Here is a 22627-nt window from a genome sequence, read left to right as displayed (position 1 = left end):
ATGACTGCTCCGCGCTTGACGCTGCCCTCGCCGGCCAAACTCAATCTGATGCTGCACATTCTCGGGCGCCGTGAAGACGGTTACCACGAGCTTCAGACTATTTTTCAGTTTCTCGATTACGGTGATGAAATCACCTTCGCGGTGCGCGATGACGGAGTGATTCGTTTGCACACTGAATTCGAAGGCGTTCCTCATGACAGCAATCTGATTGTTCGAGCCGCAAAGAAACTTCAGGAGCAATCCGGTTGCGCGCTCGGCATCGATATCTGGATCGATAAAATCCTGCCCATGGGCGGTGGAATCGGCGGCGGCAGTTCAAATGCCGCGACGACTTTGCTCGGCCTCAACCACCTCTGGCAACTGGGCTGGGACGAGGATCGACTGGCCGTACTGGGCCTGACATTGGGCGCCGACGTCCCGGTTTTCGTCCGTGGTCACGCCGCTTTTGCCGAGGGTGTCGGGGAGAAACTCACCCCTGTAGACCCCGAAGAACCGTGGTATCTCGTGCTGGTGCCGCAAGTATCTGTAAGTACAGCAGAAATTTTTTCCGATCCGTTGTTGACACGTAACTCTTCTCCCATTAAAGTGCGCCCCGTTCCCAAGGGAAACAGTCGAAATGACTGCTTACCGGTAGTAGCAAGGCGTTATCCAGAGGTACGTAACGCATTGAATTTGTTAGGTAAATTTACCGAAGCAAAACTCACCGGAACTGGAAGTTGTGTGTTTGGGGGCTTCCCAAGCAAAGCTGAAGCTGATAAAGTCTCGGCCCTTCTTACAGAGACCCTTACAGGGTTTGTAGCAAAGGGAAGCAACGTTTCGATGTTGCATCGCAAGCTGCAAAATCTGCTCTAAAGGAACCGATTACTGGGTAATCGTTGCAACAGATACAGGGGCGTCGCCAAGCGGTAAGGCAGCAGGTTTTGATCCTGCCATGCGTTGGTTCGAATCCAGCCGCCCCTGCCATTTTCCTATACTCATCCAGGTTACCCTCAGCCTTCAGGTACTGCGCGTGTCCAAGATGATGGTCTTTACGGGGAACGCTAACCCCGATCTGGCTCGGCGTGTTGTACGTCAGCTGCATATCCCTCTCGGTGACATCTCTGTCGGTAAGTTCTCCGACGGCGAAATTACAGCCGAGATCAATGAAAACGTCCGCGGTAAAGATGTCTTCATTATTCAGCCGACTTGCGCTCCGACCAACGATAACCTGATGGAACTGGTAGTGATGGCTGATGCCTTCCGCCGCTCCTCGGCTACTCGTATCACTGCTGTTATTCCTTACTTTGGTTATGCCCGTCAGGATCGCCGTCCGCGTTCCGCACGTGTGGCTATCAGCGCGAAAGTCGTTGCTGACATGCTTACCGTAGTCGGCATCGATCGTGTTCTCACGGTTGATTTGCATGCTGACCAAATCCAGGGTTTCTTCGATATTCCGGTAGATAACATCTACGGCTCCCCGGTATTGGTGGATGACATTGAAGATCAGCGCTTCGAAAACCTGATGATCGTGTCCCCGGACATTGGCGGCGTCGTGCGTGCACGTGCTGTTGCCAAATCCCTGGGCGTAGATCTCGGGATCATCGACAAACGCCGTGAGAAAGCCAATCACTCTGAAGTGATGCATATCATCGGTGATGTCGAAGGGCGTACCTGTATTCTGGTCGATGACATGGTCGATACCGCCGGCACTCTGTGCCACGCGGCCAAGGCCCTGAAAGAGCATGGCGCTGCCAAGGTTTTCGCCTACTGCACACACCCTGTGCTGTCCGGTCGGGCGATCGAAAACATTGAAAATTCCATGCTGGACGAACTGGTGGTGACTAACACCATCCCGTTGTCCGCTGCTGCTCAAGCCTGTTCGCGTATCCGTCAACTGGATATCGCGCCGGTAGTTGCCGAGGCGGTCCGCCGCATCAGCAATGAAGAATCGATCAGCGCGATGTTCCGTTAAGGGCCCTGCCCTTCTCGAATGTCTCGTTGACGAAAAGCGCCCCGCCCCGGCATTCCTGTCGGGGCGGGGCTTTTTTGCCCATATCGCCTTTAGCGCTGGTCGCAACCGCTGGGGCGAATGTGGTTATTTTGGAGATACAACATGAACGATTTTACTCTGAATGCTGAAGTGCGTTCCGACCTGGGGAAAGGTGCGAGCCGCCGCCTGCGTCGTCTCGCAAGCCTGGTACCAGCTGTAGTTTACGGTGGCGAAAAAGCCCCTGAATCCATCAGCATGCTGGCTAAAGAAGTTGCCAAACTGCTCGAAAACGAAGCGGCTTACAGCCACATCATCGAGCTGAACGTTGGCGGCACCAAGCAGAACGTAATCATCAAAGCTCTGCAACGTCACCCGGCTAAAGGTCACGTGCTGCACGCTGACTTCGTACGCGTAGTAGCTGGCCAGAAACTGACCGCTGTTGTGCCTGTACACTTTGTTGGTGAAGAAGCCCCGATCAAGAAAGGCGGCGAAGTTTCGCACGTTGTTTCGGAAATCGAAGTGACCTGCCTGCCGAAAGACCTGCCTGAATTCATCGAAGTCGACCTGGCTAACGCCGAAATCGGTTCGATCATTCACTTGTCCGACCTCAAAGCCCCTAAAGGCGTTGAGTTTGTTGCTCTGGCACACGGTGATGACAAGGCTGTTGCCAACGTCCACGCTCCACGTGTTGCTCCAGAAGCTACCGAAGAAGGCGCAGCAGAGTAATTTCACTCTGTTCGCCGGAGTGACCGGAAACATCGCGGACTAGAGCGTAGCGAGAAAGCGGGCGAGAACGCGGAGTTTACATAATGGTAAATGAGCACTTTTCGTCCACTTTTGCCGCACTCCCTGATTGCGGCGATGTTATCCACCACTCCAAGGAAGGGCCCCTATCGTGACTGCCATCAAACTGATCGTTGGCCTGGGAAATCCAGGCGCTGAATACGAACAGACCCGGCATAACGCAGGGGCCCTTTTTGTTGAGCGCATCGCGAACGCACAAGGCGTAAACCTTGTGGCGGACCGCAAATATTTCGGCCTGACCGGGCGCTATTCGCATCAGGGTCAGGATGTTCGTCTGCTGATTCCCACCACGTACATGAACCGCAGCGGCCAGGCCGTGGCGGCACTCGCTGGTTTCTTCCGCATCAAGCCTGAAGAAATCCTCGTGGCGCATGACGAACTCGACCTGCCACCGGGCGTTGCCAAACTCAAACTGGGTGGCGGCCATGGCGGTCACAACGGGTTGCGCGACATCATCGCGCAGCTGGGCAATCAGAATACCTTCTACCGCTTGCGGCTTGGCATTGGCCACCCGGGCGTAGCCAGTATGGTTTCAAATTTCGTCCTGGGTCGTGCGCCACGCGCCGAACAGGAAAAACTCGATGCCAGCATCGACTTTGCCCTCGGCGTGCTGCCGGATATCCTCGCCGGGGAATGGAACCGCGCGATGAAAAACCTGCACAGCCAGAAGGCCTGACTCACTCCTCGGGGAAAACACCATGGGATTCAATTGCGGCATCGTCGGCCTGCCTAACGTCGGCAAGTCCACCCTATTCAACGCCCTGACCAAATCCGGGATCGCGGCCGAGAACTTCCCCTTCTGCACCATCGAGCCGAACACCGGTATCGTGCCGATGCCGGATCCGCGTCTGGAAGCCCTGGCAGCCATCGTCAATCCAAAACGCATCCTGCCGACCACCATGGAATTCGTCGACATCGCGGGCCTGGTTGCCGGCGCCTCGAAAGGTGAAGGCCTGGGCAACAAGTTCCTGGCCAACATCCGTGAAACCGATGCCATCGCCCACGTGGTCCGCTGCTTCGAAGACGAGAACGTGATTCACGTCTCCAACAGCGTCGACCCGAAACGCGACATCGAAATCATCGACCTGGAACTGATCTTCGCCGACCTCGACAGCTGCGAAAAGCAACTGCAGAAAGTCACCCGCAACGCCAAGGGTGGCGACAAGGATGCAGTGGTCCAGAAAGGCCTGCTGGAGCAATTGATCGCTCACTTCACCCTCGGCAAGCCAGCGCGCACCCTGATGAAGAACATGGGCGCCGACGATAAAGCAGTGGTTCGTGGTTTCCACCTGCTGACCACCAAGCCGGTCATGTACATCGCCAACGTCGCGGAAGACGGTTTCGAGAACAACCCGCTGCTGGACATCGTCAAAGCCATCGCCGAAGAAGAAGGCGCCATGGTGGTTCCGGTCTGCAACAAGATCGAAGCCGAAATCGCCGAGCTGGAAGACGGCGAAGAGAAAGACATGTTCCTCGAAGCCCTGGGCCTGGAAGAACCTGGCCTGAACCGCGTAATCCGCGCCGGCTACGAGATGCTGCACCTGCAGACCTACTTCACCGCCGGTGTCGAAGAAGTCCGCGCCTGGACCGTCCGCGTCGGTGCCACCGCACCGCAAGCCGCTGGCGTGATCCACACCGACTTCGAAAAAGGCTTCATCCGCGCCGAAGTCATCGCCTACGACGACTTCATCCAGTACAAGGGCGAAGCCGGCACCAAAGAAGCCGGTAAATGGCGTCTGGAAGGCAAGGACTACATCGTCAAAGACGGCGACGTGATGCACTTCCGTTTCAACGTGTAAGTCACCTGCTCATGAAAAAGCCGCGTTTGATACGCGGCTTTTTTGTGCCTGAATGATTTATCCGCCACACCACAGATCTCCTGTGGGAGCGGGCTTGCTCGCGAAAGCGGTGTGTCATTCGCCATTGATGCTGGCTGACCCACCGCTTTCGCGAGCAAGCCCGCTCCCACAGGGGGAATGGTGTTGGGCTCAGGCCTTTTTGGTTCTCGGCAGGAAGATCGCCAACACCCCAAACAGCGGCAAGAACGAGCACAGGAAATACACATATTCAATGCCGTGAACATCCGCCAGATGCCCGAGCAGCGCCGCGCCAATCCCGCCGAAACCAAACATCAAACCGAAGAACACCCCGGCAATCATCCCGACGTTACCTGGCACCAGTTCCTGCGCATACACCACGATGGCGGAGAACGCGGAGGCGAGGATGAAGCCGATGACCACGCTGAGAATGCTGGTCCAGAACAGATCGACGTGAGGCAGGATCAGGGTGAACGGTGCAACGCCGAGGATCGAGAACCAGATCACTGCCTTACGCCCGATCTTGTCGCCAATCGGCCCGCCGAAGAAGGTCCCAGCCGCCACAGCACCGAGGAACAGGAACAGGTGCAATTGCGAACTGGCCACCGACAGGTCGAATTTCTCGATCAGGTAGAACGTGAAGTAACTGGTGAAGCTGGCCATGTAGAAATACTTGGAGAACACCAGCAAACCGAGGACCACCAGCGCACTGATCACCCGCTGTTTCGACAAGCCATGGGTCGCCGCCTGGCCTTGCTTGAGCTTGAACAGGTTCAAGTGGTTGGCGTACCAACGACTGATGCGATACAGCACGAACAGCGCAAACACCGCGAACAACCCGAACCACGCGACGTGGCCCTGGCCGTAAGGAATGATGATCGCCGCCGCCAGCAATGGACCGAACGCCGACCCCGCATTACCACCGACCTGGAAGGTCGATTGCGCCAGGCCGAAACGCCCGCCCGAGGCCAGTCGCGCCACGCGAGAAGCTTCCGGGTGAAAGGTCGAGGAACCGATGCCGATCAATCCGGCCGCCAGCAGGATCATAGGAAAGCTACCGACCACCGACATCATCAGAATGCCGATCAACGTGCACACCGTACCGGCCGGCAACAACCACGGTTTTGGATGGCGATCTGTGTGGTAACCGACCCACGGCTGCAGCAGCGAGGCGGTCAGTTGGAACGTTAGGGTGATCAGGCCGACCTGGGTAAACGTCAGGCCATAGTTAGCCTTGAGCATCGGATAAATCGACGGCAGCACTGACTGAATCAAGTCGTTGATCAAGTGCGCCAGCGCCACGGCGCCGATGATGCGCATGACCAAAGGGCTGCTTTGTGGAGTCGCGGACGCCGGCGTAGCGCCGGTCTGGGCATTGCTGATAGCCATGAGAATTTCCGTACAACAGAGGGTGCACACGGGCAGGTGCGTCAATGTGCCATTTTTCAGTGCAGCAGCGCCATCCCCTTAGCCTGCTAACGACCTCGTCGTTCATCGAAGAGTGGGTGATAGCGCAACGCCATGGTCTGAATCTTGCCTTGCTTATCCGCTTCAACGCGGCCCCCTTACAAAGGGGATCGAGAATGGGAAGTTTCGCTACAGAGTCGGCCTACAGAGCTGGCGAGGGTGAACTTTCGAGGCCTTTTAAAAGGGCACAAGTCGCGGTCGCAACGATCACGACGCACGCCAATGGTGCGTGGTGTCCAGAGGAGTCATGGGGCATGCAGGCTTTTTTATCACCGGGGATCGGACTGCTGGGGCGTTTTGGCTTCGCACGCAAGTTTCAGTTGCTGTTTCTACTATTCATCCTGCCGCTGGCCGGCAGCCTGTTGATGATCGGCCAGGATTATCGCGACAAGCTGCAACTGATTTCCGGCGAACGCGCCGGGGTTCGTCAACTGCTGTCCCTCGATGCGCTCGACAACCTGCTCGCCGCCCAACGTGATCGCGCCGCCCGCTGGCGCGCCACTGAAAAAAATCGTCAGCCGACACCGGCCACGATCGCCGCCATGGGCGCTTTCGACGCCGTGCAGCCCGCCGTCGCCCAAGCCACGACAGACCTGGGCAATGCCCTGCAAACCGAAGGCGCGGAAGGTGAAACCCTGAGCCGCTATCAAGCCTTGCAAACCGCGCTCAACGGCCTCGACTCGAAAAGCCTGAGCAGCGTCGGCTGGTGGCCGGACGGTTACGACCGTTTCACCAATGCCCTGAGCGCCTTGCAAGCCTTGCGCGAACAGATCGTCATGGACAATCGCCTGACCCTGGCGCCGTGGCTGGAAACCTATTTGCTGACGCAGATCTCCACGCAGCATGCGCCGGACCTGATTGAACGGGTCGGTCGTCTCGCGGCGGTTGGCCAGGCATCAGTGGTATCGGGACAATTCACCCTGCAAAGCCGCCTGCAATTGCGCGATCTGCGCAGTCGCATCGGGGATGCGCGGGAGCAACTGGTGAAGACCGCCAGCCTGCTCGAAGCACGCCTGCCCAGCGCCTTGCAGACGTGGGCCGGGCAGTACCATGACAGCCTCAAGCATCTGGATTCGACCTTGAAAGTGCTGGACGACGGGGTGTTCGGCGGCAGCATCAACCTCAAGCCGGAAGACTTCGAACACAACCTCGACGCGCTGCTCACTGACCTCGCCTCGCTGCGCCAGCAATCGCTGGTGTCGCTGGATCAACGCCTGGATTACTACCACAGCTCGGCGATCCGCCAGTTCATCCTGGTGGCGACGATCTTTGGTTGCCTGCTGTTGGCCGCGCTGTATTTGTTCGTGTGCTTGCAGGCTTCGATCCGGCGCAGCGCCAGCGGCATCACCGTGCTGGCCGAAGCCTTGCGCGACGGTAACCTGAGCCTGCAAGTGCCGGTGCAGGGGCGCGATGAACTGGCGGCAATCAGCACTGCGCTGAATGTCGCGGTGGTGCAACTGCGCAACAGTTTGCTCGGGGTCGATCACGAGACGTTGCAACTGAGCAATGCCGTGCGCACCCTCAACGATCATTCCAGCGGCGCATTGGGCGAAGTCGAAGCCCAGCAAATCCAGATCAGCCAGATCGCCGCCGCTGCCACGCAGTTGGCCGCCACCTCGCAAGGCGTCGCCCAAAGCTGTGAACAGGCGTCCGGCAGCGCCCAACACACCCAGCGCATCGCCGCCGACAGCAGCCGCGACAGCCAGCGCACCACGGCGAGCATTCAGCAGCTCAATCAACGCCTCAACGACACCGCCGCCGCATTGGGCCGGGTCAGTGAGCAAGGACAACAGATTCAATTGGTGGTCGATACCATTCGCGGTGTCGCCGAGCAAACCAACCTGTTGGCGCTCAACGCCGCCATCGAGGCCGCTCGTGCGGGTGAACAAGGTCGCGGCTTTGCCGTGGTGGCCGATGAAGTGCGCAGTCTGTCCCAGCGCACGCAATCCTCCACCGCACAAATCGCCGGCACCGTCGACAGCCTGCGCAATACAGTGAATGAAGCCGTGAGCTTGATGGAAGCCGCTTGCGGCCAGGCCCAATCCGACGCCGAAGCCGTCACGGGTCTGGGTGAACGTCTTGGAGAAATCGCCAGCGCCGTACAGAGCGTCACCGACACCTTGGCGCAAATCGCTACTGCGGTCGAAGAGCAAGCGAGCACCGCCGATGAGGTCAGCGGCAACATCCAGCAGGTCGATCAGGCCGCCGTCAGGCTGCTGGAAGGCGCGCGGGCCGTGAACCTGGCGGCAGACACCCTAAGCCAGGGCAGCAAGGCCTTGAGTGCGAATACCGGGAGATTTCAGCTGCGTTGACGCCCTGCCCCACCCTGTTTTTTCGGGCCAGGACGATAACCGGTTGAAAGTGTGGAGAAATATTTTAAATTTACGCTTGACGCATCTTCGTTCCAGGTGAATAATGCGCGCCACTTGGCTACATAGCTCAGTTGGTTAGAGCATAGCATTCATAATGCTGGGGTCCGGGGTTCAAGTCCCTGTGTAGCCACCAAGTACTAAAAACGGCTTACCGAAAGGTAGGCCGTTTTTTTATGCCTCGAGAAAAGTGCCCGACTACAGTCAGGCCCGCATCGTCGACAACGCCGACAAACCGCGCTCCCAAATCTGCCAGGTGCGCAGCCAGACCATGGCCTGCCAGTCGCTGTCGGCCGGATAGAACTGCTCAAGCAGATTGAGTTTGATCCCACGCCCCACCGCATCACTTGGGTTGCCGTACAGATGCAGCCAGTGGTCATCGCGCAAATGACGATGAACGTCTGGCCCCGGATACGTCCCGCACTCGATCACAAATGGCATCAGCCGCACCTGCGGCAAAGCATTGAGCAATGCCTGTGAGGTGTAGCCCGTCGCGGTCGCCGCGATCCCGGTTTCGCTGGTGGTGTTGGCGCCGGTGTGCAAGGTGTAAAGCCATGGGCCGTAAATGGCTTGGGCATCTTCCAGCGCCGGATACGCCGCTTCGGTGATGGTCAGCAGCATCGGATGACCGTACTCCCCTGCCCCGGTGTGCAGGTCGAAACACATCGCGACCTCGGCATGGGCCACGTGTTTGTGCATGATCTGCTGCAACGTGCGGTTCGACCAACTCGGCGCCAGCCCGCCATAGAACAGACCATCGGGGTGACTGTGCTGGCCGCCCTCGACAATCGACATCACCGCCGACCAACCGTGTTCCTTGATTTGCGCATCGAGCAAGGCATCGGCGCGATCACGCTCGGGGCCGTGCAACTCAGTGCTGGCATAGATCTCATGCAGCGTCGCGTAGGCCTGGTTGTCTGGCAGCGGACGTTCGAAATCCAGGTGATTGCGATTGAGGTCGATGTTGTCTTCATTGACCCGACGCAGCCACGCCGTGCCCCACGGATTGATCAAGTGGATCATCACCACCGCGACATCCGCCGGCAGTGAACGCTTGCCCAAGTCCTGCATCCATTTGATCTGACACCCGGAGCCATAAAAGCCTTCGACCCCGTGAGTACCGCTCAACGCAATGAGCAACCGTTTGGCCGCCGGATCACCGAGCACCGCCACGTCAGTGCTCAACGATTCACCGAACGGCCCTTTGAGTGGGTGCGGATATTCGGTCAACGTCGCGCCGGCAGCGGTGGCCGCCGCGAGGAACTGTTCACGTTGCCCACGGTAACTTGGCTGGGTAGGAAACTCGGTGTGCATGTCTGCCTCTTGTTGGTTTCTGGCGGTCCTGATGTTCTCGACCCTACAGAAATTCCGCCGGTTCATGAAGGGCAAAAGTGCCTTGGCTGTAGGACGCAGTTTGCGTCGCACCCTGTCGGTCGATAAAGTCCCCAAAACCTTTTTCCCACGGACGGAGTGCCCCACGTGTTCCCAGCCTTCCACTTGAGCCGCTATCGCCTGTCAGCCCTGTCGCTGATTGCCGTCGCGTTGACCCTCGCTGCCTGCAATGCACCACCCTCTTCGACGTTGCCCCTGGCGCCGGAAGCCGCCACCGGTTTTCGCACTGACCTGCAAACCCGCCACGCCGCGAAACACATGGCAGCTGCAGCCAATCCTCTGGCGGCCGCTGCCGGGCGCGAGATGCTGCGTCAGGGCGGTTCGGCCATCGATGCGGCCATCGCGATGCAAGCGGTGTTGACCCTGGTGGAACCGCAATCCTCGGGCATCGGCGGCGGTGCGTTGATCGTGTTGTGGGACGGTAAGGCCGTGCGCACTTATGACGGTCGAGAAACCGCTCCGTCCGGCGCCACTGAGAAACTTTTCCTACAAGCCGACGGCACACCGATGCCGTTCACCCAGGCGCAGATCGGTGGTCGCTCAGTAGGCACGCCGGGCGTGTTGCGGGCGCTTGAGCTGGCGCATCAGAAACACGGGCGCTTGCCTTGGGCCAAGCTGTTCGAGCCGGCAATCAAACTTGCCGAGCAGGGCTTTGCAATCTCGCCGCGCTTGCACCTGCTGATCGCTTCGGATTCGTCGCTGCCGCGTTCGCCGGACATGGTGGCGTACTTTCTGAATGCTGACGGCAGCCCGAAAGCCGTCGGTACACAGCTAAAGAATCCGGCACTCGCCGCAGTGTTCAAACGCATCGCCACGGAAGGTCCCGATGCGTTGTACAAAGGGCCGATTGCCGAAGAAATCGTCGCCAAGGTCCAGGGCCATAAAAACCCTGGCAGCCTTTCGCTGAATGACCTTCAGGCTTACAAAGCCAAGGAACGTGCGCCGCTGTGCACCGACTACAAACGCTGGCAGGTCTGCGGCATGCCGCCACCGTCATCAGGCGGGATTGCCGTGGCGCAGATCCTCGGCACCTTGCAAGCTCTGGAAAGCCGCGACCCGCGCTTCGCTTTGGCGCCACTCAAACCGCTCAAGACCAATAAGCCGGCCGGCATCGAACCGGCGCCTGAAGCCGTGCATCTGATCTCCGAAGCCGAACGCTTGGCCTACGCCGACCGCGCGCAATACGTGGCCGACACCGACTTCGTGCCAGTGCCGGTCAAGGGCCTGGTAGACCCGAGCTACCTGGCCAGCCGCGCCGCCCTGATTGGCGACCGCAGCATGGGCACGGCCAAACCCGGCACGCCGCCGGGCATTCAAGTCGCCTACGCGCCGGACCGTTCACCGCTGCGCATTTCAACTTCGCAAGTGGTCGCCGTCGATGACGAAGGCGGCGCCGTGTCCATGACCACCACCGTCGAGTCCGCGTTCGGCTCACACCTGATGGTCCAGGGCTTCCTGCTCAACAACCAGATGACCGACTTCTCGTTCATCCCCGAAGAAAACGGCCAGAAAGTCGCCAACCGCGTCGAACCCGGCAAACGCCCGCGCTCATCCATGGCACCGACCTTGATCTTCGATCGCCAGAGCGGCGAATTCGTGGCCACCGTCGGCTCACCTGGCGGCTCGCAAATCATCGAATACGTGGCCAAATCCACCATCGGCCTGCTCGACTGGAACCTCGACCCACAAGCCGCCATCAACCTGCCCAACTTCGGCAGCCGCAACGGCCCGACGGAACTGGAACAGGGGCAATTCAGCCCGATGCTGATTCAGGCGCTGAAGGACAAAGGGCATGCGGTGAATGAAATCGATATGACCAGCGGGACCCAGGCGATTGTTCGGGTCAAGGATGCATCAGGGAAAGCGTCGTTGGCGGGCGGAGCGGATCCACGGCGTGAGGGGGAAGCGTTGGGGGATTGAGTCTGTGGGAGCTGGCTTGCTCGCGAAGAACGATAACGCGGTTCTGCTGAAACACCGCGTTGTCTGCTTCGCGAGCAAGTCGAATCGTCGCACCGCCGCTCCCACTTCAATCTGAGCTGTACTTGAAATCGATGACTCAGGCCGGCACACCCAAAATAATATGCGAGGCCTTGATTACAGCCGTCGCACTCACGCCCGGCGCCAGCCCCAACTCTGCAACCGCCTCACGAGTAACGATCGAATAAACATCGCTGCCGCCGTCGAGCCGGATCACCACTTCAGCATTCACCGCGCCATCGGTCACGCTGGTGACTTTGCCTTCCAGGCAGTTACGCGCCGATAGGCGGATGTCGCTGGATTCGGTCATCAGCATCACCCATGGCGCCTTCACCAGGGCAACCGCCTCCTTGCCGACTGCCAGGCCAAGGCTCTTCACGCTTTCCATGGTCACCACCGCCACCAACTCATTGCCGCCCGCGAGTTTCAGAGACACTTCGGCGTTGACGGCGCCAGGTTGCAGCTGGCTGATGGTTCCCTTGAAGACGTTACGTGCGCTGACTTTCATGATGTTGTCGCCTCTGTTAGTAATTTTTGTATACAACTTTGCACATCATTCGGGATAACGCAGCGCTGTGCAACTAGACGCCAGGATTGATGACGCACAGCCTAGCGACTGATCTTCAACGCTTGCCGTGCCTGATGCTTTTCCAGCGCCAGGTCGATCAAACGGCTGACCAGTTCGCTGTACGTCATGCCGGTGGCCTGCCAAAGCTTGGGGTACATGCTGATGCGGGTGAAACCGGGCAGTGAGTTGATCTCGTTGATCAACACTTCGCCGCTGTCGGTGAGGAACACATCGACCCGCGCCAGCCCGGAACAACCCAACACCTGAAAGGCCTCAACGGCCAAGGCGCGAATGCGCTCGCTCGCTTCAACGCTGATATTGGCCGGCACCACCACTTCGGCGGCTTGGTTGTCGATGTATTTGCTGTCGTAGGAATAGAACCCGCTGCGCACCACGATCTCGCCACAACCACTGGCGATCGGCTGATCATTGCCGAGCACCGCGCATTCAATCTCGCGACCGCTGACGGCGGATTCGATCAGGACTTTTTCGTCGAAGCCCAGGGCCAGCTCAACCGCCGCCACGTATTCGGTTTCGTCGGTCACTTTGCTCACACCCACCGAAGAACCTTGGTTCGCCGGTTTGACGAACAGCGGCAGGCCGAGCTTGCCCTGCACGTCGGCGAACCCGGTGCGCGCGGCGCTGGCACGGTTCAACGTCACGAAAGGAGTGACCGCAATCCCGGCGTCTCGCAGCAGGCGTTTGCTGATGTCCTTGTCCATGCACACCGCAGAGCCCAGCACATCGGAACCGACAAACGGCAAATCCGCCATGCGCAGCAAACCTTGCAGGCAGCCGTCTTCGCCGAGGGTGCCGTGGACAATCGGGAAGATCACATCCACGTGGCCCAGCAGCTCAGGGCTCGACGTTTCGACCAATTGCTGACTGGCCTTGCCCGGCACCACGGCCAATTCGCGGTTGGATTGATTGAGGGCGATCAGCGCCGGGTTTTCCTGATTGAGCAGGAAGTTCGAGGGATCGTTGAGGTGCCAGTGGCCTTGCTTGTCGATGCCGATCAGTACCGGCTCGAAGCGCGAGCGGTCCAGCGCATCAACGATGTTTTTCGCCGATTGCAGCGACACTTCATGCTCCGCCGAACGGCCCCCGAAAATAATCCCAACCCGCAGCTTGCTCATTGCTTGGCCTCTTAGTGAACGTGGTGTTTCATACCACGGCAGCGCGGATGAGTTAAAGACTGAAACTTCGTGTGGTAACGATGAGTCATTGCTAATGCGCAGCACACACCTGCGCTCCGCCAAGCAGAGGCCGCCGCCCTTGAACGCTCCGACCGATCGTCGCAACACCCTTTCCCTGGACGGGCTCAACTTCTTTCTCGCCGACGTGCGTGACGGACTCGGGCCCTACCTGGCGATTTATTTGTTGGCAGTGCATCACTGGGACCCGGCCAGCATCGGCTTGGTGATGACGATTGCCGGGATCGCCGCGCTGTTGACCCAGACTCCGGCCGGCGCGTTGATCGACCGAACCCGGCGCAAACGCGCAGTGATCATCGTCGCGGCGCTGCTGGTGACGCTGAGCTGTTTGCTGTTGCCGTTCATTACCTCATTCACCCTGGTGGCGCTGACCCAGGCCTTGAGCGCTGTCGCGGCGTCGGTGTTCGCCCCGGCCATTTCCGCCATTTCGTTGGGCATCACCGGGCCCCGGGCGTTTACCCGCCGTACCGGACGCAATGAAACTTTCAACCATGCCGGCAATGCGGTCGCGGCGTTGCTGGCCGGGGGATTTGCGTATTTGTTCGGCCCGGTGGCGGTGTTTTACCTGATGGCCGTGATGGCGCTGGCCAGCGTGATTGCCATCAGCTTCATCGCGCCACAAGCCATCGATCACGACGTCGCCCGAGGCTTCGACCCGCAAGGCCCGGCCCACGGCGAACAACCCTCGGGGTTGAACGTGCTGCTGCACAATCGCCCGTTGCTGGTGTTCGCTATTTGTTGTGGGCTTTTTCATCTGGCGAACGCAGCAATGCTCCCGCTGGTGAGTCAGAAATTGTCCCTGGTGAACCTGCAAATGGCCACGCCGCTCACGTCCGCCTGCATCGTTGCCGCGCAATTAGTCATGGTGCCTGTGGCGTTGCTGGTGGGGTGGAAGGCCGATGTGTGGGGACGTAAACCGTTGCTGCTGGCGGGTTTCCTGATCCTGCCATTGCGCGGGGTGCTCTATACGTTGTCGGATGATCCGTATTGGCTGGTGGCCGTGCAATTGCTCGACGGCGTCGGGGCCGGGATCTTCGGCGCATTGTTTCCCGTGGTGATCAAGGACCTGACCCAAGGCACCGGACGCTTCAATGTGAGCCTCGGTGCGCTGTCGACGGTGTTCGGTCTGGGCGCCGCACTGAGTAACGGCTTGGCCGGGCTGGTGGTTCAATCGGCCGGTTACAGCGCGGCATTCCTGACGCTGGCGGCAGTGGCGGCGGCAGCGCTGGTGTTGCTGGTGGTGGCCATGCCGGAGACATTGAATCGCACGCCCACCGTTGCCGAGCAACCTGTGGCCACGGTGCCGACCTGATCATCGATTGGCCACCAGATGCGCACCGAACAACAGGTAGCAACTGCCGGCAAAGCGGTCCAACCACTTGCGCGAACGTTCATAAGCCCCAGCAACCCGACGACTGGCAAACAACAGCGCCACGCTGCAATACCAACTGAATGACAGGCTCGCCATGGTCAGTACCGCCAGCCCCAGCAACATCGGTGGCGGTGAGGCCGGCATCGCGGTGGCGAAGATCGTCGCGACGAACAGCGCCGATTTGGGATTGGTCATGTTGCCGATAAAGCCCCGGCCATACGCCGACCACAGCGTTCGCCCTGCCCCGTCCAGCGAGTTGCCAGCGCCGGGTTGCGTCGCCGGTTTGCGCTTGAATTGCTTCAACCCCAGATAGATCAGGTAACAGCCACCGGCAATCTTGAACGTCAGATAGAGCGTCGGCGCCGCGCTGAACAGCGACTTGATGCCCAAACCACCGGCCAATCCCCACAACACCGTGCCCGTGGCCACACCCAATGCCGCGACTACGCCATGTCGTCGGGAGCAACTGGCCGCCAGTTGCGCGGTGTTGAAGAAGTTCGGGCCCGGCGTTACCACCGCGACCGTCCACAACAGGGCCAGGGACAATAATGGCGCGGCATAGCTCAGGTCAGTCGGCTCCATGGGACGGGGCGCCTTCGTGGCATCAGAGAAGCCTTGTACCTTGCAACATTTGCCAACAATTTTCTACTCGCCGCACAGACGCCGTTCGTCAGCAGACAAGGGTTTGTCACTGGGTTAACGTATTCAACATCGAGCCCAGGACAAGCGGCACCATGACCAAGCACACGCCACCCAGCGACTGGTTCCACCGCGCGCCCAACGTCGGCGGGCTGGAGCGTATCGAGGCGTTTTTTGCCGGTCACGGCTACGACTTCCACCGTCACGACACTTACGCCATCGGCCGCACCCTGGCCGGGGTGCAGAGTTTTCAGTACCGCGGCGCCTGGCGCCACAGTCTGCCCGGCGGCACATTGGTGCTGCACCCGGACGAAGTCCACGACGGCGAGGCCGGTACCGACAGCGGTTTCCACTATCGAATGATGTACATCGAACCGGCGCTGATCCAGCAGATCCTCGGCGGTCAGCCGCTGCCCTTCATCAAGACCGGCCTGTCGACCGATCCGCGCCTGTTCGCCGCCACCGATGTGCTGATGCGCAGCCTGGATGACCCGCTCGATCCACTGGAAGAGCAGGACGCACTGTTCGATCTGGCCCACGCGTTGAGCGCGGTGTCCGGCACATCCGACAAACGCCAGCGCTTCGACTATGTGGCGGCGGAACGCGCGCGGGAGTTCATGCACAGTGCCCTTGATCGCACCGTAACCCTGGACGAACTGGCGCACCACAGCGGTCGAGATCGCTGGAGTCTGTCGCGGGATTTTCGCCTGCTGTTCGGCACCAGCCCTTATCGTTACCTGACCATGCGCCGGCTGGACCTGGTCCGGGCGCTGCTGATTCAGGGCCAGTCGCTGGTCAGCGCCGCGCTGATCGCAGGCTTCACCGATCAAAGCCACATGACCCGCCAGTTCAGCAAAACCTACGGCCTGTCGCCGGCCCGCTGGATGAAAATGCACCGGCGCTGAGCCACGCACAATCGTTCAAGAATCACCTCGATGCGCTGGTTATCGTGGGGCCGGAATCACTCTGGAGAACCATCTGATGAACACGTTGAAAAGCCTGAACTTCCTGCAGAAAATCGACCTGATCGACCAACACTGGTCACCCCGCGTCATTGCCGAAATGAACGACTACCAGTTCAAAGTGGTGAAGCTGCTGGGGGATTTCATCTGGCACGATCACCTCGATACCGACGAAACCTTCATCGTCCTCGAAGGGCAATTGCGCATCGACTTTCGCGACGGCCACGTGCTGATTTCGGCGGGTGAAATGTACGTCGTACCCAAGGGCGTCGAGCACAAACCGTCGGCGGAACAGGAAGTGAAACTGCTGCTGATCGAGCCCCGGGGCGTGATCAACACCGGCAGTGAAGGCGGCGAGCTTACGGCGGTGAATGATTTGTGGATTTGAAAAACAGCGGAAATACGCAGACTGTGTCCGCCGTGATCACTTGACCGACTTCCCGGTCGAGGAATAAGGACATTCCATGAGCGACTTCCCGACTCTCGAAACGCCGCGTCTGCTGCTGCGCGAAATAGTGTCAGCCGACGCCCCGGCCCTGCTGGCGATTCACGGTAATGCCGAGGCCATGCAATGGTTTGGCATGGACCCGATTACCGACATCGCCCAGGCCCAGGCTTTGGTCGACACCTTCACCGAATCGCGCTCTTTGCCGAATCCGGGCATCCGCTGGGGCATCCAGGACAAAACACACGAAGCATTGCTCGGTAACTGTGGTTTCTTCAAATGGAACCGGCAGTGGAAAAGCTGCTCACTGGGTTTCGCGTTGGGACAGTCAGCCTGGGGCAAAGGCTTTATGTCTGAAGCGCTGCAAGCGACGCTGGTCTGGGGGTTTGAACAGATGCAGCTCAATCGGATCGAGGCCACTGTGCATCCCGAGAACCAAGCGTGTTTGAAGTTGCTCGAACGCCTGGGTTTCGTCCAGGAAGGACGGCTTCGCCAGGCGGGTTTCTGGCTGGGCGAGCATCGCGATTTGCTGCAACTTTCGTTATTGCGCGCAGAGTTTGAACCGTCGCCGATCAGCGCTCTTTAGTCAGACTCGCCCAGCGCCTTGCCATCCACCGGATCGCCGATCTTCAGGAAGTGGCCACCGGCGACATGGTGCAAGGTGCGCAGCGCGTCATGCCCTTCGAAGTGCCAGCGGCCGTCGCTGAACACGCGCTCATCGGCTTGGGCGGCAATCACCTCGGCGAGGAACAGGTCGTATTGCTGATGATTATGCGGCTCCGGCAACAACCGGCATTCCAGCCACGCAACGCAACCTTCGAGCATCGGCGCATCAATCAATTCGCCGCTGAAAGTCTGTAAGCCATAGGCCTGGAATTTATCCTGACCTTGGTCCTGAGTCAGCGCCAGGCCAGAGGTCGAGCCGACGGTTTGCACGATATCGGCCTGGGCGACGCAGGGCACGTTCACCACGAACGTGCCCGAGGCTTCCAGCAGTTGCCGGGTCCAGGTGGACTTATCCAGCACCACGGCGATTTTCGGCGGCTCGAAATCCAGCGGCATGGCCCAGGCAGCGGCCATGATATTGCGCTGACCGTCGTGGGCCGCGCTGACCAGCACGGTCGGCCCGTGATTGAGCAGGCGATACGCCTTGGACAACGGAACCGGACGGCGATGGGAAACGGTCATGGATGTCTGCTCCAGGGAAAACGCCGATTGTAGCGGCAACCCAAGGGCAAGGATCAAGTCGCCAATTGATTGGCAAACTGGCCCACCGCATTCACCACTTTCTGCGCGCCATCCTGAATCTCGACAATCACCGTGCCCGCCTCCGCCGCCAGCGCCAAGCCTTGTTCTGCCTGGAGCTTGCCGTCGGTCATCAGGCTTACGGCGTTACGCGCCATGTCCTGGTTCTGGCGTACCACGCCGACAATTTCATCCGTCGCCTGGCTGGTGCGCGACGCCAGTTGCCGTACTTCGTCTGCCACTACCGCAAAACCCCGACCCTGTTCGCCGGCACGCGCCGCTTCAATCGCCGCGTTGAGCGCCAACAGGTTGGTCTGTTCGGCAATGCCGCTGATGGTCTTGACGATGGTGCCGATCACCAGCGACTGCTCGTTCAGGGCTTCAATACCTTCACCGGCGGTTTGCATATGCTTAGCGAGGTCGCGCATCACGTTTACCGCCTGAGTCACCACCGCCGTGCCGCGTTGTGCGCTGTTATCGGTCTGGATCGACGTGCTGTAGGCGATGTTGGCTGCCTCGGCGACCGCTTGCTCCTGATTGACCTGATCGGTAATCACCGTGGCGAACTTCACCACTTTGTAGAGTTTGTTGTTGGCATCGACCACCGGGTTGTAGGACGCCTCCAGCCAGACCGTACGACCGTGGCTGTCGACGCGTTTGAAGCGGTCAGCCACAAACTCACCATTGTTCAGACGGCGCCAGAAGTTCTGGTACTCGGCGCTGTTGTATTCCTCTGGCTCACAAAAGGTACGGTGATGTTTGCCCTGGATCTGCGCCAGGCTGTAACCCATGCCGTTGAGGAAACGCTCGTTGGCGCTCAGCACATTGCCGTTGAGGTCAAACTCGATCACCGCCGTCGAACGCACCAGCGCACCGATCAGGTTCTCGTGCTCGCGAGACGCTTCGATGGTGCGGGTCAGGTCGCTGGAATAAATCGAGAAATGTTTGATGCGACCGTCCGCCGAACGCACCGGTTGCAGGATCGAACGCAACCAGGCCTCGGCGCCGTTGCCGCGCAACAAACGCACGGTGCCGGCGAAATGTTCGCCACGGGTCAGCGCGTTTTTGAATCGCTGATGAAATTCGCCGGATTTCACGTGAGCCGGCACGATGTCTTCAAGATGCCGGCCGACCAGGTCATTGCTCTTGTAGAGCATCTCGCCAAGAAAATTCTGATTGACCGATTGCACCCGCCCATCAGCATCGAGAGTCAGGACCAGCATCTCGCTTTCCAGGCTGTCCTTCACTTGCAGGAGGCTGGAGAGTTCTTCGCGAAGAGCGGACAGCTCCTGCTTCAAGCGTTTATTGAACATGGGAAAGCACCGATGGGCAGGGATAGTAAGCGGCATGCAGCCTAACCATCGGCCTTGGGGATATTTTCTGAAGAGTGTTTTCGGGTTGTCCTACAAAAATAACGGCAATATGACTCTGATTCTGTCGTCCCCTCCGTAGCCCCGTTACAAAACCCACCGCTCTACCCCGGCCACTTCAGGTATCCTTCGGCTAAATTGCAACAACATGTTGCAAGGTATCTGCCCGATAAGGAGTCCCGTTTTGGAGTTATCGACTGCTGCCTGGATGGTTCATGACACCCGTTTGATTCTTTGCGTCCTGCTGGCGATTGCCACGATTATCGTGTTGATCAGCGCCACCAAACTCCCGCCCTTTCTGTCGATCCTGATCGGTACGTTCATTGCCGGTGTCGGCGCCGGTTTGCCGCCTGAAGATGTCGCTAAAGCGTTCAGCAAAGGTGCCGGCGCGATTCTCGGTGAGGCGGGGATTATCATTGCCTTGGGTTCGATGCTCGGTGCGTTGATGGCCGAATCCGGTGCCGCGGACCGCATTGCCTCGACGTTGCTTGGGTTGGGTAAAGGCAAGTCATTGCCGTGGGTCATGGCGTTGGTGGCGATGGTGATTGGCTTGCCGCTGTTTTTCGAAGTGGGCCTGGTGATGATGGTGCCGATCATCTTCGTCATGGCGCGCCGTTCGGGTCAGCCGTTGCTCAAGATCGCGATTCCGGCGCTGGCCGGGATGACCACGTTGCACGCCTTGATGCCGCCGCATCCCGGGCCGCTGATTGCGGTCAGCGCGTTGCACGCCGACCTCGGGCTGACCATGTTGCTGGGGTTCAGTATCGCGATTCCGGCGGTGATCCTGGCCGGCCCGATCTATGGCAACTGGCTGTCGAAACGCATGCACGTCGAGGAGCCCGCAGAGCTCGGCGCCCTGTTCAGCGCCGCGCCCAAGGCCCCGCGCCAGCCGAGCTTCGGCGTGTCGTTGCTGATTATTCTGTTGCCGGTGTTGCTGATGCTCGGCAGTACGTTGGCGAAAGTAGCCATGAGCCCGGAAAGCACCGCCGCCCTGACTCTGAAGTTCCTCGGTGAACCGCTGGTGGCGCTGGGTATTGCGGTGATGGCGGCAGTGATTTGCCTCGGCTGGGCCAACGGCATGCCGCGTGAACAGGTAGGCGGCACGTTGCGCAAAAGCCTGGCGCCGATTGCGGTGTTGCTGCTGACCATCGGTGCCGGCGGTGGCTTGAAGCAGACGTTGCTCGATGCCGGCGTCAGCCAGACCATCAGCAAAGTCGCCGAAGGTGCGCACATGCCGTACTTGCTGCTGGCATGGCTGATTGCCGTGGCACTGCGCCAGGCTACCGGTTCGGCCACGGTGGCGACCACAACCACGGCGGGCATTCTGGCGCCGATGATGGCGGGGCTGGCGGCGACGCAAAGCTCTTTGGTGGCGTTGGCGATTGGCGCCGGTTCAGTGTTTTTTTGCCACGTGAACGACGCCGGATTCTGGATGGTGCGCGAGTACTTTGGTTTGCAGCTCAAACAGACCATCTGGGTCTGGTCGATCCTGCAAACCATCGTGTCGGTAGTGGGGTTGGTGGGGACGTTGTTGTGGTGGCATTGGTTGACGTAATGGCCGCCCCGTCCCCCGGATAGCTATAGGCAGGGCGCCACGGAACGGCTCCCGACATGCGGCATGCGCGCGCCGAAATACGCCGCGCTGCTCACGCCCACTGCGCCCATCACCGCGCAGAAAATTACGCAGATCCACGGGCTCCAAGGCATCAGTCCGATCAGCAACAGCGGTGTGATACTCGCCCACGCGGCGTAGGCAATGTTGTAGGTGAAGGAAATCCCCGAGACGCGAATCCGCGCCGGGAACAGGTTGACCATCACCGACGGCACCGCGCCGACCACCCCGCAACTGAGGCCGGCCACCGCGTAGGCCAGGCCGATCCAGCTACCGCCGATGATCAGGCAGGTATAGAGCACGCCAATGCCCAGTGGCAGCAACAGGCTGTAAAGCATGACCGTGCGCCAGGCGCCGATGCGGTCAACGAGCAAACCGGCGAGCACGCAACCGATGTTCAGGAACACGATGCCCAAGGCGCTCAGGGCGAAGGTGTGGCTGGCGGTCATGCCGAAGGTTTTCTGCATCATGGTCGGGGTGATAACCACGAACACCACCACCGCCGAGGTCAGCACGCAGGTGAGGATCATCGCCGGAAACATGGCCAGGCGATGCTCGCGTAGCACGGTGCGCAGCGGCAGTTCGACCGTCGCATCGCGGCGTGCCTGCATCGCCATGAACACCGGGGTTTCGCTGAGCCAGCGGCGCAACCAGACACCGATCACACCAAACACGCCGCCCAGCAGGAACGGATAGCGCCAGGCGTAATCGAGAATTTCTGCCGGGGTGAAGGCCTGGGCCAGAAAGGTCGCGGTCAACGCGCCGATCAAATAGCCAAAGGTCAGGCCGGCCTGGAGGAATCCGAGGGCGTAACCGCGATGCCCGGCCGGTGCGTGCTCGGCGACGAACACCCAGGCGCTCGGCACTTCACCGCCCACCGCCGCACCCTGGAGAATGCGCAGGGCCAACAGCAGCAACGGTGCGAAATAACCGATTTGCGCGTAGGTCGGCATGATACCGATCAGCAGGCACGGCAGCGCCATCATCAAAATGCTCAGGCTGAAAACCTTTTTGCGCCCGAGTTTGTCGGCGAAGTGCGCCATCAGAATTCCGCCCAGCGGCCGCGCCAGGTAACCGGTGACGAAGATCCCGAAGCTCTGCAGCAAGCGCAGCCACTCGGGCATTTCCGGCGGAAAGAACAGCTGGCTGAGGGTCAGGGCGAAAAATACGAAAATGATGAAATCGTAGATTTCCAGCGCCCCGCCGAGCGCCGCAAGGCCCAGGGTCTTGTAGTCCGAACGGGTGAACGGCGCCGGGCGCGTGTCGGTATTGGCAGTCATGAAAAGAACTCTGGCGTAGGCAAAAACCAAGGCGCCCATGGTCTACGCAAAATCGGTGACGGACAACCCGATCAGGCCTCTGGGTTGGTTTTTTGCTGCTCTCTGTGCATTGAATTCAGCGTCAC

At 59.7% G+C, this 22627-nt stretch carries 19 protein-coding genes, 2 tRNA genes and 2 pseudogenes; 14 read left to right on the top strand and 9 right to left on the bottom strand.

Features of this window, described 5'->3' with window-relative positions:
• The 6 genes from ispE (at position 1) to ychF (ending at position 4572) form a co-directional block, all read left to right on the top strand.
• Positions 1 to 852 (top strand): 4-(cytidine 5'-diphospho)-2-C-methyl-D-erythritol kinase, encoded by an 852-nt coding sequence (gene ispE / locus NK667_RS00225; RefSeq protein ID WP_054045697.1) that lies wholly within the window; start codon positions 1 to 3, stop codon positions 850 to 852.
• A gap of 36 nt (positions 853 to 888) precedes the next feature.
• Positions 889 to 963: transfer RNA gene (locus NK667_RS00220), tRNA-Gln, on the top strand.
• A gap of 46 nt (positions 964 to 1009) precedes the next feature.
• Complete coding sequence (locus NK667_RS00215) at positions 1010 to 1951, top strand: ribose-phosphate pyrophosphokinase (RefSeq protein WP_003208392.1); 942 nt, start codon at positions 1010 to 1012, stop codon at positions 1949 to 1951.
• A gap of 141 nt (positions 1952 to 2092) precedes the next feature.
• Entirely contained in the window at positions 2093 to 2695 is a 603-nt protein-coding gene (locus NK667_RS00210; RefSeq protein ID WP_054045700.1) for a 50S ribosomal protein L25/general stress protein Ctc, read from the top strand.
• Between the two features lie 169 nt (positions 2696 to 2864).
• Positions 2865 to 3449, top strand: coding sequence for an aminoacyl-tRNA hydrolase (pth, locus tag NK667_RS00205; RefSeq protein WP_054045702.1), 585 nt, complete (start codon positions 2865 to 2867; stop codon positions 3447 to 3449).
• Between the two features lie 22 nt (positions 3450 to 3471).
• Positions 3472 to 4572, top strand: coding sequence for a redox-regulated ATPase YchF (gene ychF / locus NK667_RS00200; RefSeq protein ID WP_054045704.1), 1101 nt, complete (start codon positions 3472 to 3474; stop codon positions 4570 to 4572).
• 189 nt (positions 4573 to 4761) lie between these two features.
• On the opposite strand, the gene NK667_RS00190 is transcribed toward ychF, so the two are convergent.
• The gene (locus tag NK667_RS00190) at positions 4762 to 5979 is read right to left on the bottom strand and encodes an MFS transporter (RefSeq protein ID WP_054045706.1); all 1218 of its coding nucleotides are present in this window, start codon (positions 5977 to 5979) and stop codon (positions 4762 to 4764) included.
• 332 nt (positions 5980 to 6311) lie between these two features.
• Between NK667_RS00190 and NK667_RS00185 the strand changes: the two genes are divergently transcribed.
• Positions 6312 to 8369: a methyl-accepting chemotaxis protein gene (locus NK667_RS00185; RefSeq protein WP_054613522.1), complete on the top strand. Its 2058-nt coding sequence runs from the start codon at positions 6312 to 6314 to the stop codon at positions 8367 to 8369.
• Positions 8370 to 8485: 116 nt separating this feature from the next.
• Positions 8486 to 8562: transfer RNA gene (locus NK667_RS00180), tRNA-Met, on the top strand.
• Between the two features lie 68 nt (positions 8563 to 8630).
• Here the strand turns inward: NK667_RS00180 and NK667_RS00175 are convergent.
• Complete coding sequence (locus NK667_RS00175; protein ID WP_054613521.1) at positions 8631 to 9740, bottom strand: DUF2817 domain-containing protein; 1110 nt, start codon at positions 9738 to 9740, stop codon at positions 8631 to 8633.
• Between the two features lie 165 nt (positions 9741 to 9905).
• Here NK667_RS00175 and ggt point away from each other — a divergent pair, with 165 nt between their 5' ends.
• Entirely contained in the window at positions 9906 to 11738 is a 1833-nt protein-coding gene (gene ggt / locus NK667_RS00170; protein WP_054613520.1) for a gamma-glutamyltransferase, read from the top strand.
• A gap of 136 nt (positions 11739 to 11874) precedes the next feature.
• On the opposite strand, the gene NK667_RS00165 is transcribed toward ggt, so the two are convergent.
• Together NK667_RS00165 and ddlA are read right to left on the bottom strand one after the other, a co-directional pair.
• Entirely contained in the window at positions 11875 to 12303 is a 429-nt protein-coding gene (locus NK667_RS00165; protein ID WP_054045715.1) for a TOBE domain-containing protein, read from the bottom strand.
• A 101-nt stretch (positions 12304 to 12404) separates the two neighbouring features.
• Positions 12405 to 13499, bottom strand: coding sequence for a D-alanine--D-alanine ligase (gene ddlA, locus NK667_RS00160; RefSeq protein ID WP_054613519.1), 1095 nt, complete (start codon positions 13497 to 13499; stop codon positions 12405 to 12407).
• 94 nt (positions 13500 to 13593) lie between these two features.
• Here ddlA and NK667_RS00155 point away from each other — a divergent pair, with 94 nt between their 5' ends.
• A complete protein-coding gene (locus NK667_RS00155; RefSeq protein ID WP_413786134.1) occupies positions 13594 to 14889 on the top strand; it encodes an MFS transporter in 1296 nt (431 codons plus the stop codon).
• Here NK667_RS00155 and NK667_RS00150 read toward each other — a convergent pair whose 3' ends face one another.
• Entirely contained in the window at positions 14890 to 15531 is a 642-nt protein-coding gene (locus NK667_RS00150; RefSeq protein WP_054045718.1) for a LysE family transporter, read from the bottom strand.
• Positions 15532 to 15683: 152 nt separating this feature from the next.
• On the opposite strand from NK667_RS00150, the gene NK667_RS00145 reads away from it, so the two are divergent.
• From NK667_RS00145 to NK667_RS00135, 3 genes are all read left to right on the top strand, one after another.
• On the top strand, positions 15684 to 16493 hold the full coding sequence (locus tag NK667_RS00145) for an AraC family transcriptional regulator (RefSeq protein ID WP_054613518.1): 810 nt from the start codon (positions 15684 to 15686) through the stop codon (positions 16491 to 16493).
• 76 nt (positions 16494 to 16569) lie between these two features.
• On the top strand, positions 16570 to 16938 hold the full coding sequence (locus NK667_RS00140) for a cupin domain-containing protein (protein WP_054045722.1): 369 nt from the start codon (positions 16570 to 16572) through the stop codon (positions 16936 to 16938).
• A gap of 76 nt (positions 16939 to 17014) precedes the next feature.
• Positions 17015 to 17581 (top strand): GNAT family N-acetyltransferase, encoded by a 567-nt coding sequence (locus NK667_RS00135; RefSeq protein ID WP_054613517.1) that lies wholly within the window; start codon positions 17015 to 17017, stop codon positions 17579 to 17581.
• On the opposite strand, the gene NK667_RS00130 is transcribed toward NK667_RS00135, so the two are convergent.
• From NK667_RS00130 to NK667_RS32685, 3 genes and pseudogenes are all read right to left on the bottom strand, one after another.
• Positions 17578 to 18183, bottom strand: a complete 606-nt coding sequence (locus NK667_RS00130; protein WP_054613516.1) for a flavin reductase family protein — start codon at positions 18181 to 18183, stop codon at positions 17578 to 17580. The two genes, NK667_RS00135 and NK667_RS00130, sit on opposite strands and share 4 nt — an antisense overlap.
• Positions 18184 to 18236: 53 nt before the next feature.
• A pseudogene (locus NK667_RS32690) lies at positions 18237 to 18665 on the bottom strand (methyl-accepting chemotaxis protein); the annotation flags it as partial.
• A gap of 159 nt (positions 18666 to 18824) precedes the next feature.
• Positions 18825 to 19463: pseudogene (locus NK667_RS32685) on the bottom strand (PAS domain-containing protein); the annotation flags it as partial.
• Between the two features lie 331 nt (positions 19464 to 19794).
• Here NK667_RS32685 and NK667_RS00115 point away from each other — a divergent pair.
• Positions 19795 to 21165: a GntT/GntP/DsdX family permease gene (locus NK667_RS00115; protein WP_054613514.1), complete on the top strand. Its 1371-nt coding sequence runs from the start codon at positions 19795 to 19797 to the stop codon at positions 21163 to 21165.
• Between the two features lie 23 nt (positions 21166 to 21188).
• On the opposite strand, the gene NK667_RS00110 is transcribed toward NK667_RS00115, so the two are convergent.
• Complete coding sequence (locus NK667_RS00110) at positions 21189 to 22502, bottom strand: MFS transporter (protein WP_054613513.1); 1314 nt, start codon at positions 22500 to 22502, stop codon at positions 21189 to 21191.
• Between the last annotated feature and the right edge of the window lie 125 nt (positions 22503 to 22627).

It is taken from the genome of Pseudomonas nunensis (genome assembly GCF_024296925.1).
GTDB lineage: Bacteria > Pseudomonadota > Gammaproteobacteria > Pseudomonadales > Pseudomonadaceae > Aquipseudomonas > Aquipseudomonas nunensis.
The sequence above is the reverse complement of the archived record's forward strand: the minus strand, read 5'-3'. Positions and strand labels throughout refer to the sequence as shown.